The organism is Labrenzia sp. PHM005, from assembly GCF_006517275.1.
Lineage (GTDB): Bacteria > Pseudomonadota > Alphaproteobacteria > Rhizobiales > Stappiaceae > Roseibium.
Map to the genome: position 1 here is coordinate 3,564,811 of NZ_CP041191.1, position 14,458 is coordinate 3,579,268.

At 55.0% G+C, this 14,458-nt stretch carries 11 protein-coding genes and 2 tRNA genes; 11 read left to right on the top strand and 2 right to left on the bottom strand.

Annotation, left to right across the window (positions count from 1 at the left end):
- The first annotated feature begins 351 nt into the window (after positions 1 to 351).
- Positions 352 to 681 carry a hypothetical protein gene (locus tag FJ695_RS16150; protein WP_141186404.1) on the top strand — a complete coding sequence of 110 codons (330 nt, stop codon included), beginning with the start codon at positions 352 to 354 and terminating at the stop codon, positions 679 to 681.
- Between the two features lie 472 nt (positions 682 to 1,153).
- Here FJ695_RS16150 and FJ695_RS16160 read toward each other — a convergent pair whose 3' ends face one another.
- Together FJ695_RS16160 and FJ695_RS16165 are read right to left on the bottom strand one after the other, a co-directional pair.
- Positions 1,154 to 1,528: a potassium channel family protein gene (locus FJ695_RS16160; RefSeq protein WP_209010684.1), complete on the bottom strand. Its 375-nt coding sequence runs from the start codon at positions 1,526 to 1,528 to the stop codon at positions 1,154 to 1,156.
- 128 nt (positions 1,529 to 1,656) lie between these two features.
- Complete coding sequence (locus FJ695_RS16165; RefSeq protein WP_141186405.1) at positions 1,657 to 2,907, bottom strand: pre-peptidase C-terminal domain-containing protein; 1,251 nt, start codon at positions 2,905 to 2,907, stop codon at positions 1,657 to 1,659.
- Between the two features lie 324 nt (positions 2,908 to 3,231).
- Here FJ695_RS16165 and FJ695_RS16170 point away from each other — a divergent pair, with 324 nt between their 5' ends.
- The 10 genes from FJ695_RS16170 to FJ695_RS16215 all read left to right on the top strand — a co-directional run bounded on the left by FJ695_RS16170 (position 3,232) and on the right by FJ695_RS16215 (position 14,457).
- A complete protein-coding gene (locus tag FJ695_RS16170; protein ID WP_141186406.1) occupies positions 3,232 to 4,890 on the top strand; it encodes a Na/Pi cotransporter family protein in 1,659 nt (552 codons plus the stop codon).
- 513 nt (positions 4,891 to 5,403) lie between these two features.
- Positions 5,404 to 8,940, top strand: a complete 3,537-nt coding sequence (locus FJ695_RS16175) for a DUF4347 domain-containing protein (protein WP_141186407.1) — start codon at positions 5,404 to 5,406, stop codon at positions 8,938 to 8,940.
- Positions 8,941 to 9,493: 553 nt separating this feature from the next.
- A tRNA-Asp gene (locus FJ695_RS16180) sits at positions 9,494 to 9,570 on the top strand.
- Positions 9,571 to 9,612: 42 nt separating this feature from the next.
- Positions 9,613 to 9,689: transfer RNA gene (locus FJ695_RS16185), tRNA-Asp, on the top strand.
- Positions 9,690 to 10,190: 501 nt separating this feature from the next.
- Complete coding sequence (locus tag FJ695_RS16190) at positions 10,191 to 10,556, top strand: NADH-quinone oxidoreductase subunit A (protein ID WP_141186408.1); 366 nt, start codon at positions 10,191 to 10,193, stop codon at positions 10,554 to 10,556.
- On the top strand, positions 10,547 to 11,125 hold the full coding sequence (locus FJ695_RS16195; RefSeq protein WP_168206388.1) for an NADH-quinone oxidoreductase subunit B family protein: 579 nt from the start codon (positions 10,547 to 10,549) through the stop codon (positions 11,123 to 11,125). Before FJ695_RS16190 ends, FJ695_RS16195 begins: the two co-directional genes overlap by 10 nt.
- A 98-nt stretch (positions 11,126 to 11,223) precedes the next feature.
- Positions 11,224 to 11,829: an NADH-quinone oxidoreductase subunit C gene (locus FJ695_RS16200; RefSeq protein ID WP_141186410.1), complete on the top strand. Its 606-nt coding sequence runs from the start codon at positions 11,224 to 11,226 to the stop codon at positions 11,827 to 11,829.
- Positions 11,830 to 11,837: 8 nt separating this feature from the next.
- Positions 11,838 to 12,272, top strand: a complete 435-nt coding sequence (locus FJ695_RS16205; protein ID WP_141186411.1) for a GFA family protein — start codon at positions 11,838 to 11,840, stop codon at positions 12,270 to 12,272.
- The gene (locus FJ695_RS16210; RefSeq protein WP_141186412.1) at positions 12,265 to 13,449 is read left to right on the top strand and encodes an NADH-quinone oxidoreductase subunit D; all 1,185 of its coding nucleotides are present in this window, start codon (positions 12,265 to 12,267) and stop codon (positions 13,447 to 13,449) included. Before FJ695_RS16205 ends, FJ695_RS16210 begins: the two co-directional genes overlap by 8 nt.
- Positions 13,450 to 13,452: 3 nt before the next feature.
- Positions 13,453 to 14,457, top strand: coding sequence for an FkbM family methyltransferase (locus FJ695_RS16215; protein WP_141186413.1), 1,005 nt, complete (start codon positions 13,453 to 13,455; stop codon positions 14,455 to 14,457).
- Position 14,458: the final 1 nt, after the last annotated feature.

Sequence of the window (14,458 nt, forward strand, 5' to 3'; positions counted from 1 at the left end):
GGTTTGAATTGCATCTACCTGGAATGCATTCTGAGGCCTTTAGGTAAAGTCACGCAACCAGAAGCGCGCGGCTGCGAGATTGAGGGCGGTGCCAAAGGATGGTTTGGCGCACTATGACGCCAACCTATCCCTTGTCGTTTGGGAACACCTGGGCTTTCCGCAAGGTGTTCCCAAGAGACCGGGAGCAGAACTGTTAAGTGACGCTTCGCTGTCGGTCGGGATCACGCCGATTGAATGCCTTTGGCGGTCTACTCTGGCGTGGGTTTTCGTCATTAAGCCGCAACGTGATCGACCAAAATCTCCTTATGAATTCCTTCTCTGGAGGCTGACTGTGGCCGCGAGCGTCATGGCTTGGGTTGTGGTACAGACCGGCCAGGCGGTATAGGGTCAGTTCCAGCAAAGGAATGTGAGCCTGCGCGATCCAAGCTGGTACGCGGCGCCGATCGTCTGATCGGAGAACGGGCGTCTCAGGGAAAATTGGTCACCCTGACGCCTTATACAGCCAAAACCGTTGCCCGGCGCATGACGAAATCCCTCGATCCAGACCCGCATTTGAAATCTCTCACATTCCGGCTTGAGGTGTGGGATGCATCCGGAAATACGTTGATTGAGCTGCTAGCAACCTCCAGCACTTTTACCCTGTTCAAGCTTTCTTATGAAGCTGCACTGGCCACGCGATGAAATGACGGTCTCTTCGTTCGTCAGGGAATAATAGTGGTTGTTGATTCTGGCGAACCAGATCCGGATGGGGCTGCGAATGTAGTGCGGTTGAGGTGAGGGCTAAACGCGCTACGGGTTAGCGGCATGAGAACAAAGCGGGCGTCCGCCCGTTTACCGCCCGTTTATAGCGGAACAAACTGAGACGTTCGCGTTTGTTCTCTTATCGAAAATGGCTTAATTCTGCGGTTTTGCGGTGAGTTTCTTCGTTTACACCGAAGATGTCGGGAGTTCGAGTCTCTCATCGCCCACCATTCTCTCTCAAAATATTTTCTGTTTCCTACGGGGCGTAGATGACGCTCCTGCGCTGGGAAGTTGGCTTATCCGCTAGAGTGATGTCCTCTTTGTCCGTCCATGCTTGGCAGAAGGTTTTGGGTGGGTAATCCCGATTTTGCCGGTGTGCAGCTCAGAGGCAGACGTCCGGCAGGGCTCGATCCTAAAGGTGACCTTTTCCGGATTTTCCGGAACGAGCTTCAGCAGCATCGACATCATGTTCTATCTGTAGCAAGGCACGGGCGAACTGCGTGAAAAGCGCGACAAACACGCCAACTCCGACAAATAGATAGATGACGGTAAACAGTTTGCCCGCTGTTGACTGGGGCGCCAAATCGCTAACGCCAACGGTGGCAACGGTCATGGCACTGAAATAAAGCGCGTTAACCCAGCTCCAGCCTTCAACAGTTTTGTAAAAAATTGTTCCTGACAAGAGGATCAGACCGGCCAGCAGGAAACCGGAGCGAAAATGCGGCCTGTTCCAGGACCGGACAATGGCTTTCAGAAGACGGATCAGGGTGAGAAGTGTTGAGAGCACGGTTTTGGGACCTCCGGATTTCGAGGGGATGGCACGCTCACCCTAGTGTCGTTTCTAAGGCGAGCGGTTACAACTCTTCGACGAAAGCACATTCTGCTCTCAAGTGATCCGAAAACGCTATGGCTGGGTTATGCAATGTCCACGTAGCCGACAATGCCTTCGTAGTTCATGTTGGACAGTGTGTTGATGACGTTGTCTTTCTCCGCCTCGTTAGCGGTGTAGAAGTGTGTTCCAGTATCTGAGTTGAAAAACCGGTAAAGCGCGATGTCATCGGAATCTGCGGTGCTGTGCAGGTAATAGGCAACGCCTTCGTAGTTAAACTGAGGCATGTTGGCGATCACAGAGTCTTTTTCAGCTTCATTGGAGGTGAAAAAGTGGGTGCCAGTTTGCGTATTGAAAAACCGGTAGAAGGCGATCGCATTTGCATCAGAGCTGTTCACGCTCTTAAACGCTACGTTTTCATAGGCAAAATTAGGCAGGTTTTCGTTGATCGACACGGCTTCTGTGAAATCGGGCGAATAAAAGTGCGTCCCGGTGGCGGTATTGAAGAAGCGGAATACACCGAGATCGACATCAGTGATGGTCACACCATTTGATCCGGTAGACGAACGGCTTTCCGTGACCGTCATAGAATAGGTTCCAGGATCGGTATTCAACCGGTTGGTTCCAAGCGTTATTATGCCGGCATAATGGCTGGCAAAATCAGTCGGCAAGCCGCCCGACATCGCTTCAATGTAATAAACTCCGCTCACTGTCGGCGTGTAGGTGATCAGGGCATTGTTTCCTGATCCGTCGTCATCGTCGGTTTGTACCGGATTACTTGAAGACGTACTTGAATATAGCCTGAGATAAGGGTCAAGGAGCGTACCTGCTCCGGTCGACCATCCGTTGAGAGCGATGGTGTAGGAATAGCCCGCGGTCATATTGACGGCGAACCAATCCGTGTCGCCTAGAACTTCCAATTCCCCGCTTGTCGCCCCATTTGCGCTAATGGTTGTTGCAGAACTGGTATCGTCTCCAAAATCGTCGCCGCCATATGTGGAAACGGTCAGGACGTAAGTGTCACCGATGTTGTCGATTGGATCCAGGTTTTGGCGAAGATAGATCGTTTCGGTCTCTTCGGCGGTATAAAGCAGGTTTCCGTCGAGACCGACGCCGTAGCCCGTATCTGTGGTGTGCAGGTTCGGGTCATATACGCCCAAGCCGGCACGGTCCAAGGTGCCTTTGCCTGTGGCGTATCCTTCCAGCTGGATACGGTAGGTTACGCCAGCAACTGCTTCGAATGTGAAGTAATCAAATTCACCAGATTGCGTGAAATTATAAGACTGGCCAACTGTAAGCGTGGGGGAGCCAGCCCATGTTTCTTCTATTGTAGGCATGTAATTCTTCCTCCTGCAACCCGGTTCCGGTGTTGGGGAATTGAACTACTTCATCTTTACATAAAAGATCTGCTGATAGGACTGCGTAAAACTCCCTATGCTGCAGCTCGTTTGTTGTGAGCCGCTCGGAAGTGAAAGGCGACGACGGTCGGATTGTTGAGAGTTACAGGACCAAAGTCGCGGCTTCTTGGACCTAGATGAGGACATAGGATCACAAATAAGTGCACTGTGTGCATTTTGTGCTGGCCAGCACTATAGTGTTGGGTGTATCAGTTGTTTAAACGGCAAACGAAATAGAACGAATAAAGTCAGAAACATATCAAAATGTTCGCAATCGCCTTGATCAAGGTTCTTGGGGCGGTGATGCTGCTCCTTTATGCAGTCCGGATGGTTCGCACGGGATTTGAACGGGTTTCAGGTCCAAGTCTGCGCCGGACAATTGGAAAAGCCTCCGCCAATCCTGTTGTTGGTGCAGTGTCCGGCGGGGCCGTGGCCATCCTCTTACAGAGCGCTACCGCTGTTGCCATGCTGGCAGCCGGCTTTGCCGCGTCCGGCTTCATGTCAACGGCCGCTGGGCTGGCGATCCTCTTGGGGGCCGATCTCGGGTCAGCACTTGTTGTCCAGTTTTTATCCTTTGACCTCAGCTGGCTGATCCCGCTGCTGCTGGCTGTCGGAGCGTGGCTGTTTTTGAAACTTGACGCACGCACGGCAAAACAAGTCGGCCGGATCATGATCGGGATCGCGCTCGTTTTGATGGCGCTGCAGATGATCAGCGAATCGACGGAACCTTTGAAGCAGGCGTCCTTCATGCCGGCGGTGGCCGGCTATCTTGCCAGTGATCCGTCAACGGCACTGATGATTGGCGCTTTGCTCGCGTTTCTCGTCCACTCCAGCGTTGCAGCCATCTTGATGATCGTGACCTTCGTCGAAAAGGCGGGTCTACCGCTGGATGCGGCCATCCCGCTTGTGCTCGGCGCGAATATCGGAGCGGGGCTTGTAGCCCTTTGGCTGACACGGTCCATGGATCTGAAGGCGCGCCTGCTGCCAATCGGCAATTTTCTGTTCCGCTCTGGCGGCGCTGTTCTGGCGATGGCGCTGTTGTCCACTCTTGAAGATCCGCTAACCGGTTTGGCGACGACCCCTGGGCAGCAGCTTGTAACCCTGCACGTCCTCTTCAATCTGCTTTTGATGCTGTGCTGCCTGCCGCTGGTCCGCCCGGTTGCCTGGGTGCTTGATAAATGGACCACCAGAAGCACAGCGCAGCCAGGGGAAGTTCCTTTAGCGCCCAAAAGTGCGTTGGATCCGGGGGCAGTCACTGTGCCGCGTCTGGCGCTGGCCAGCGCGACCCGGGAACTGCTGCGCATGGGAGAGGTGGTTGCCGCCATGGCGCGTCCGGTCATCTTGATGCTGGAAAAGGGTGAAAAGGACCAAATCCAGCAGCTTCAAAAAAGCGATGCTACCGTCAATCAGATCCATTCCGACATCAAACTCTATATCGCCGAGGTCAGCCGGGGGGAGTTGAACCAGGAAGACGCTGAGCGCAGCATGGAGCTGGTTAGTTTTGCGGTAAACCTGGAGCGGGCAGGGGATTTGATCTCCAAGAACCTTTATGGCTTGGCGCTGGAATTACAGGACCGGAAAATCCGGTTCTCCGACGATGGTTTGAAGGAGCTGTCGAATATGCATGACCGGGTGCTGGCCAACATGCAGCTCGCCATGAATGTGCTGGTGTCCGGCGATGTTGAATCGGCCCGGGAACTGATCGCCGAAAAGGACCATATGCGGGAGCTGGAGCGGGAAAGCCATGCTCTGCATCTGGAGCGGCTGACATCCCGTACGCCTGAGAGTATCGAATCGAGCAATGCCCATCTGGAAGTCATGCGCAGCTTAAAGGAGATCAACTCTCTATTTGCGGCTGTCGCAGTGCCGATCCTGGCAGAACAAGGCCAACTGCGCGACACCCGGCTGGTGCCGGCGGAATAGGCCACGATCCCTTCTGGGATGTCGTCTATGAACATCCATCCGATGCGTTTTATTTGGATGCAAAGATTTTCTCACGGGACTTCCTGTGCGCAGAAACCATTTTGTGAAGAGCAGGCAAGGTCGTTGTCGATCTCCAGCGGGGCTTGGACAGCCTGCCGGAAGAGACAGGCTTTGTGGCGGTTAACACGGCATGTATTGTCGCCCTAGTCAGGGTAGATTCGCGTGGCAGACAGCGCTTTCTCAGGGGGGGCGGCACTTTCCCAGAGTGTCCAGACAGTTTTTTGTTCATTCATTACAAAAATTGCTGAGCACACCTCGAGTCACATGAGGTGCCTAAGGTAAGGAATACGCTACGTCTAGTTTGATTGTTCTGGCGTAATGATCTGAAAAGATGAGACTAATTCAAATTGTCACGACGTTTTTTGAAACGTCTTGTTAAGGGGATTTGTGAACCTTCCACCTTCATAACTGTCAGAATTGACAATTAGAAAATTAACTAGGTGGATTTCTGCAATGTCTTCTTGCTGTTCAAACATTCTTTATGTGTCCGACGCGTCCGTTTCCAATCTGGAACTGCTTCAGCGCAATGTTCCGGTCAACGCTGAAATGATCGTCCTGAGCAATGATGCAGATGGTATTTTGGAGCTTGCCAACCGTGTGGTGGGCCGCACCGGCATTGAGGCGCTGCACATCGTCTCCCATGGCCGCGACGGGGGGCTGATCCTCGGCAATGCTGTTCTGTCGAACGAGACCCTTGTTTCTTACCAAGCCGCTCTGTTGACGCTCAACCGGGCCTTGAGCGAAACCGCCGACATTCTTCTCTATGGCTGCGAAGTTGCGAAGACGGAAAAGGGCGCTGCGTTTGTTGTCGCTCTGGCGGAGGCCACCGGCGCCAATGTCGCCGCCTCCCGCACGCTGACGGGCGCGGCCTATCTCGGCGGTGACTGGGAGCTGGATGTTCATGTTGGTCAGATAAATGCCGCAAGCCTGCAATGTGAGGAGTTTCGGGGCGTTCTCGGCGCCGACCCGCTGTTGCCAGCCGGACTGTCCGGCAGCCCGTTCACTTACGGTGGTGTTACGTTCAGCGAAAAGATCGATGGAGAGCTGACGGTCACGGATGGCCGGAGTGCACTTAAAAGCGGTGGCAATGCAGACCGCTATGAGATTACAGGCGTTGCTGATGGGACCACTTTGTATGTCTACATGGGCAACTCATTGGAAGTAGACGACTATATTCAAATTGGGCGTCCAACTGGACCAGGTACAGCCGAAATTGCGGCTTTCAATGACGATGATGGAGACGGCACAAGCAGTTACGATGCTTATCTATCTTGGACCTATCAAACGGGAGATCAGATCCTCACCTATCCGTACAATGTTGCCGGCTCATTGGGGACATATTCCCTTTTCCTGTCGCAAGGTACTCTCAACGAGATTGCGCCGCCATCCTTCAGCAGTGCGCCGGGTCAAATTGCCAGTTATGTTGATACTGTCGGGTCTGACACTTTCACCGCTTCAAATACTACGCTGACGTCAGCCACGGCGAATGCAGTTTACTCTGTAGACGCCAGCAATGGTAATTCCACGACATCGCGGTTGGGCAACTACGGCACTTTGAATGTTGCGGCTGATGGCAGCGTTACCTATTCACCAGACGATGCCAAGATCAATGCGCTTTCCGAAGGTCAAAGCGTAACTGACACATTCACGGTAAATGTCTCCGACGGCATCATGAAAGGCTCAGAGACACTCACCATCAGCATCACAGGTGCAAATGACCGGCCAACACTGACGGCATTCGCGGCCACAGTGGATAGCGGCCAAAAGAACGAAGAAATTGAGATTTCGTTCGCTGAGCTTGCAAGTCAGGGCAACGAACAGGATGTAGATGGGTCAGTAAACGCGTTCATTGTTCAGGCAGTGAGCTCCGGGACACTCAAGATCGGGACAAGTTCGGCGACAGCGACCGCTTGGGAAGCGGGTGTTAATGACGTCGTTGATGCCACCAATAAAGCCTATTGGACATCTGCCGCAGATCAGTCCGGCACGCTTGACGCGTTTACCGTTGTTGTGCGGGACAACGGCAATGCCGCTTCACTCACGGCTGTAAAAGTTACCGTCGCCGTCAATGCTGCGCCAGAATTCGGCAACCTTGACGGCGATGCCCCTTCAGGCACACTCAATACCGCTATCGCCTTCGATGCCGGCGGCGATGCGACGGTGACCGATCCGGACGGTGCGGACTTGAACAGCGGCACGCTGACCATCACCCGCACCGGTACGTTGGAGGGCAATTTTGCCCTGAACGATGCCAATGCCACTTCGGACGGGGACGGCACGATCGCTGCCGGTCAAACAATTGCTGTTGGTGGAACCAACATCGGGACTGTCACAACGGACGGACAGGGCAGCAACAATCTGGTCATCACGTTCAATTCGGCTGATGCGACGCCAGCGCGCATTCAAACACTTATTCAGGCCTTAACCTACCAGAGCAGCGAAACCGGGACCCATGGATTTACCATTACTCTGTCAGATGGCGATGGCGGCACGTCTGCCAATACGACAGTTACTCTTAGCGTTGCTGCGCCTTCTACCGGCGGCGGTGGAACGAACCCAGTCACGGTGGTGACGGAAGAAGACAATTCTGGTGCGACGCCGGAAACCAAGACCACAGTGACGACCAACGGCAGCGGTTCCGGTTCAGCGGCGATTGTCGAAAATACCAATAACAACGGTAATGTGGTGACGGCGACGTTGCCGGCCAGCACGACACTCACGGTCACCGGTCCGAATTCGGCGCAATCAGGGGCAGATGCCGTCACGTCGCTGGTGAAGGCAGTGGACAATCGCGATTCGACGGCTGAATCGGAGCTGATAACTGGGGCGCAGACCTTCTTAAACACGCTGGCGCAAACCACCACGCTGGATGTGCGCACGGTTGTGCCGACAACAAGCCAGACCAGCCTGTCGGACCCGATCACAATTACCGGAACATCCGCGACTGGCGGTTCTACCCAATCTGAAGCCTTTGTGATCGACACGCGCTCCCTGCCGAACGGGGCACAGTTGCAGCTCAACAACATCGAGTTCGCCACGATCGTTGGTGAGGCCACGGTTACCGGCGGATCAGGCCAGAACTATGTCGTGGGAGACGACAACCGTCAGGTTATCATTCTGGGGGCGGAAGATGACCAGCTCTTTGGCGGTGGCGGCGACGACACGGTTGGCAGCGAAGGCGGCAATGACCTGATCCATGGCGGCGTCGGCAACGATCTTTTGTTTGGTGGCGCGGGCAATGACATGCTTGATGGCGGTGGCAACCGCGATGCAGCACTCTATGGCGGTACCAGCAGCAGCGTCAGCCTCTCCGGCACCCGAAGCAGCGTGACGGCTGTTGACGGGCAGGGTACCGACACGCTCACCGGCGTGGAGCTGGTTGTTTTTGCCGGCACGAACGCCAGCGGCAAGGACCGGGTGACGGTGCTCGCCCAAGACAGCTCAACGGTTACAGGACAATACGGCTTTAATGAAGCTGCCTATCTAGCGGCGAACCCGGATGTTGCGGCAGCTGTTTCTGCCGGCACCTTTGCCAGTGGCGCCGAGCACTATGCCACCTACGGCAAAGGGGAGGGCCGGGTTGCGGATCTGGTTTTCGACGCCGAGTTTTATCTCGCCGACAACGCGGATGTGGCCGCGGCGGTGGCGGCCGGTGCCTTCGCTTCTGCATCAGAACATTATGAATTGAACGGCTATAAGGAGAACCGCTCAGTAAATCCCCTGTTTGACGCGGATTATTATTTGGCTCAGAACACGGATGTAGCGGAGGCTGTGGCTGCGGGCGGTTTCAACAATGCCTACCAGCATTTTGTATTGTGCGGTGACAGCGAGGGCCGGGCAGCGTCCGCTTTCTTTGATACGGCAACCTATCGGGTCGAGCGGAGACTTGCCGATGATGCGAGCGCTCTAGAACACTTCCTGCTGATTGGCCTGCCGCAGGGCATTACTGCGCCAACGGCAGCTGACTTCACAGCGCACGGGGTAGCTTAAACATAAACCAGCCCGACCAATTTCCTGGCCGGGCTGTTCGCTTTGTTAAAGCGTCTTTAAGACAAGACCTAACGGTAAGATCAAAAAGTTGTCCCGGGGCCCGTCCGCCGGGCCTTCGAACCGCTTTTGGCGCCGGGCTTGGTTCTGACATGAGCTGGAGTTGTTTGCAGGTGATATCTGCGGTTCCATCTCAAAGAACAAACATTTGACCGATACGCCTGCAATTAGGGGCTTATGGCGTTTTTCCGCCGCCGATCGTACGGGAAGGTGACCGCACTGGTTTCAGCATGCGTCTGCCTTGATAAGAGCCGTTTTGAATAAGATATTGAATCGCTGAAACAAAACCGATTTTTTTTCCGATAAACGACGGTGAGTGCGTTGAGCTTGTGGGCGGAGTTGTCCACAAGAGGATAAGGGCAATTGAAGCAGTTGAATGGCTCAATCCGGCGGCTTTTAAAAAAACGACATATAACACTGGTCAGAGTGCTTGACTTCATCTCTCAGCCGCCGTACATCAGCGCCACTTCGCGACGACATCACGTCGCCGCGCGAAGCGGGTGTAGCTCAGTTGGTTAGAGTGCCGGCCTGTCACGCCGGAGGTCGCGGGTTCGAGCCCCGTCACTCGCGCCACTTCCCCAAACCGGGTAGGTGGCGCATATATACCGTGAATGTGCGGGTGTAGCTCAGTTGGTTAGAGTGCCGGCCTGTCACGCCGGAGGTCGCGGGTTCGAGCCCCGTCACTCGCGCCACTCACGGTTCCCTCATTATCTCCTTTAAAAACAATTGTGATCTCAACAGCCCTGCAAAAGGCGTAAGGTCTATTTTCGTCTTCCGGCATGAAAGTGCCGACGTGGATCGCGTGCGGCGTTTTTTGCGGAAGTACGTGATTTTGCCTAAGTTTCTATTGGGGGGGTGAGGCGGGCGGTGTGCCGATTCTAGCCTGGTGGTCAGGGTTTCTCCCGGGCAAGGTAAAACTGTCACCGGGTTTGTGAGGAGAAAATCGGCTTCGGCTAATCCGCCGATTTGCGGGCTTTGTAGCGATCTGCTACGGATTTGGTTGAAATATGGCAATAGCTTGGCCGGATTGGGGTCTTGCGTTGCAGCAACGCGTGGGATAAGCGTGCGCTCGCATGTTGGATTTATGAAAACCCGACGGGCCACGCATGACCTGCCGGTGCTATCCGGCAAAGGGCTTGGCTGCGGTACGGATCGCCTCCCGGTCCGCCTCCATATGCAAGGACGCGAAAAACATGGAAGAACTTTTGCGGGAATATGTCCCGATTGTCGTGTTCATCAGCATCGCGCTGGTGATCGGCCTTGCGCTGCTGGTATCTCCGTTCCTGCTCGCCTACAAAAACCCGGATCCGGAAAAGCTGTCTGCCTATGAGTGCGGGTTCAATGCTTTTGACGACGCCCGGATGAAATTCGATATCCGTTTCTATCTGGTCGCGATTCTTTTCATCATCTTTGATTTGGAAGTCGCCTTCTTGTTCCCGTGGGCAACGGTCTTCGGTGACTTGGGCTGGTACGGCTACTGGTCGATGATGGTGTTCTTAGGCGTCCTGACCGTCGGCTTTATCTACGAATGGAAAAAGGGAGCGCTGGAATGGGATTGACCACGGCCAAGCCGCTCATTGCAGAGCAGCCGAAGGGCATCATTGATCCAAACACCGGCAAGCCGGTGGGGGCAGACGATCCTTTTTTTCTGGAAGTCAACGACGAACTCGCCGACAAGGGCTTTCTGGTCACCTCCACAGACAATTTGATCCAGTGGGCGCGCACAGGATCGTTGATGTGGATGACGTTCGGCCTGGCGTGCTGCGCGGTCGAAATGATCCAGATGTCGATGCCGCGATATGACTGTGAGCGTTTTGGTTTTGCGCCGCGCGGCTCGCCCCGCCAGTCCGACGTGATGATCGTTGCAGGCACCTTGACCAATAAGATGGCGCCGGCTTTGCGCAAGGTCTACGACCAGATGCCGGAGCCGCGCTATGTCATCTCCATGGGTTCCTGCGCAAACGGCGGCGGTTACTACCACTATTCTTATTCGGTGGTGCGCGGCTGTGACCGCGTTGTTCCGGTCGACATCTACGTTCCGGGGTGCCCTCCGACAGCTGAAGCGCTGCTTTATGGCGTCTTGATGCTGCAAAAGAAGATCCGCCGCACCGGCACGATCGAACGCTGATTGAATTCGCCGCCGGTCCCGGTGGCGAGTTTTCTAGGAATTGGGCTCTTGGAGCCCTTGTGAGGCTCCGGAAGGGATCCGGGGGAGTGAGGTCGAATATGGACGAAACCTTGAAGGAACTCGCCGAGCATATTGAACTCGGATTGGCTGAGTCCCTCGTGTCCTGGAAGGTGGAGTTTGGTGAGCTGACGCTGACCGTGAATGCCGCCGATATTCTCGACGTCGTGCGATACCTGCGCGACAACAGCTCCTGCAAGTTCATCAATCTGACCGACATATGCGGCGTCGATTACCCGGCCCGCGAAAAGCGTTTCGATGTCGTTTATCACTTCCTGTCCCCAGTTCAGAACCAGCGTATCCGCGTGAAATTGGCAACGGACGATGCAACTCCGGTAGCCTCGCTGACACCTTTGTTTCCTGGGGCAGAATGGTTTGAACGCGAAGCCTACGACATGTATGGCATCTTGTTTTCCGGCCACCCGGACCTGCGCCGCATCCTGACCGACTATGGCTTCGACGGCCATCCGCTGCGCAAGGACTTTCCTGTCACCGGGTTTGTCGAACTCCGGTATGACGATGACAAGAAGCGCGTCGTTTATGAGCCAGTCCGGCTTAATCAGGAAATGCGGTCTTTTGATTTCCTTTCGCCTTGGGAAGGCACGGACTACGTGCTGCCGGGTGATGAAAAAGCAACGACGAACTGAGGGGCGGCATGAGCGAACGGCTTTCAGGACGGTGTCTTTGCGGGAAGGTGCGGTTTTCGGCCGTTCCGGAAAAAGATGATATGGGCGTATGCCACTGCGAAATGTGCCGCAAATGGACAGGCGGCACCTATATGGCCGTTGATTGTGGGTCGAGTGTAGAGTTCGACGGGTCGGAATCCCTAGGCATATATAAGTCGTCCGGCTACGGTGAGCGGCTTTTCTGTAAAGAATGCGGCAGCAGCCTGGCGTGGCGGCTTCAGGACGGTACGCACACGTCATTTTCAGCTCAGGCGTTCGACGAACCCAGCCGTTTCAAATTCAAGACTGAAATCTTCACTGACGAACAGCCGGACAATTATGCGTTCGCCAATGAAACGACACGAATGACTGGCCCGGAAGTCATCGCGCTCTTCACAGCAAATCAGGACCCTCAAAATGGCTGAGGCTCAGGTTCGTAATTTCAATATCAACTTCGGTCCGCAGCACCCGGCGGCCCACGGCGTGTTGCGCCTGGTGCTGGAGCTGGACGGCGAAGTGGTGACCCGTGTTGATCCGCATATCGGCCTTTTGCACCGCGGCACCGAAAAACTGATCGAGCAGAAGACTTATCTTCAGGCGGTGCCGTATTTCGACCGCCTCGATTATGTGGCGCCGATGAACCAGGAACATGCCTTTGCCATGGCGGTGGAGCGCATGTTGGGCATCGAAGTGCCCAAGCGCGGCCAACTGGTGCGGGTGCTTTATTCGGAAATCGGCCGGATCCTGTCGCATCTTTTGAATGTCACGACACAGGCGCTCGACGTCGGCGCGCTGACACCACCGCTCTGGGGCTTTGAGCCGCGCGAAGAGCTGATGGTGTTTTATGAGCGCGCCTGTGGCGCCCGTATGCACGCCGCCTATGTGCGGCCGGGCGGTGTCCATCAGGATCTGCCACGCGATTTGCTCGACGATATCTGGGATTTCTGTGACCCGTTCCTGCAGACGCTGGACGACATTGAAGGCCTTTTGACCGACAACCGCATCTTCAAGCAGCGCAACGTCGATATCGGTATTGTTGATCTGGATGATGCCTGGGCGCGTGGCTTCTCTGGTGTCATGGTGCGTGGGTCTGGTGCCGCTTGGGATCTTCGCAAGTCGCAGCCGTATGAGTGTTACTCCGAGCTCGACTTCGATGTTCCGATCGGCAAAAACGGCGACAACTACGACCGTTACTTGATCCGTATGGAAGAAATGCGCCAATCGGTCCGCCTTATGAAGCAGTGCCTTGAAAAGCTGACGGTGGAAACGGGACCGGTGTCGTCCATGGACGGAAAGATCGTGCCGCCGAAACGCGGTGAAATGAAGCGGTCGATGGAATCGCTGATCCATCACTTCAAGCTCTACACCGAGGGCTATCACGTCCCGGCTGGGGAAGTGTACGCAGCTGTCGAAGCACCGAAAGGTGAGTTCGGGGTTTATCTGGTCGCCGACGGCACCAACAAGCCGTACCGCTGCAAGATCAAGGCTCCGGGGTATGCGCACTTGGCAGCCATGGATTTCTTGTGCTGCGGCCATCAGCTCGCTGATGTGTCAGCCGTGCTGGGGTCTTTGGACATCGTGTTTGGTGAGATCGACAGATAACCCATGACCGTAGCCGCGAACCCTATTTCTGTTGATTGGCACACCGGTACAGCCACACACGCTGGACCGCTGGAAGCTGCTGGCTTGCGCATTATGCGTTTGGCAGCCAGCTTGCTTGCGCCGCTTGACAGCTTTGGGTTCTCCTATGTCGCGTCCCTGGTTGGGAAGATTTTCCCGAGTGACCGGTCCGTCCGGCTTCAAATCGACGCCGACAGCAGCTTCACGTTTCCTTATGGCGACAGGTACTGGAGCAGAATGCTGCAGCCCGGAAGCCGCTATGAGGAAGAGATCGAAGATCTTTTGATCGCTCTGAAATCTGTCGACTATGCATTTGTGGACTGTGGCGCGAACTACGGCTTCTGGTCTGTAAAAGTCACGAGTGAGCGGTTTGGGCAGCATCCAGCTGTCGCCATTGAACTGGACCCGGATACTTTTGCGGGCCTTCAGGTGAATGCCGGTGAAAATGGTAACCGGTTTGACTGCTTGAACCGGGCCGTATTCGACAAAGATGGCGAGCATCTGGACATTTTCGGTGACAAACACGAAGCCCGGACTGTTGCGGCCAGCGATGCCGGAACCGCGCGTCATGGCAGTGTTTTGTCATCCACACTTGACCGGATCGTCGCTGATGCCGGCTTCCAGACCCATGGCAAGGTCGTGTTGAAACTGGATGTCGAAGGCGTCGAGATCAAAGCGCTTCAGGGCGCGGCTCAGCTGCTCGAAAAGGATGTTCTCCTAATCTACGAGGATCACGGTAGCGATCGCGATCACGAGATTTCCCGATATTTAACCGCCAATGAAACTATGCGCGTTTTCGGTTATCTAAAGGGCAGCTTTTTTGAAATCGAAGATTTGGCTGATCTGACCAGCCTGAAAACCAATCGCCGTAAAGGCTATGATTTTTTCGCAACGCGGAGCCAGTTTTGGCTGGATCAGCTCGCCGGGCTTATAGCCGGCCAGTCTGTATCTGGGCCAAACAGTGCTGAATTGCGCAGGAAACGGGGATAAC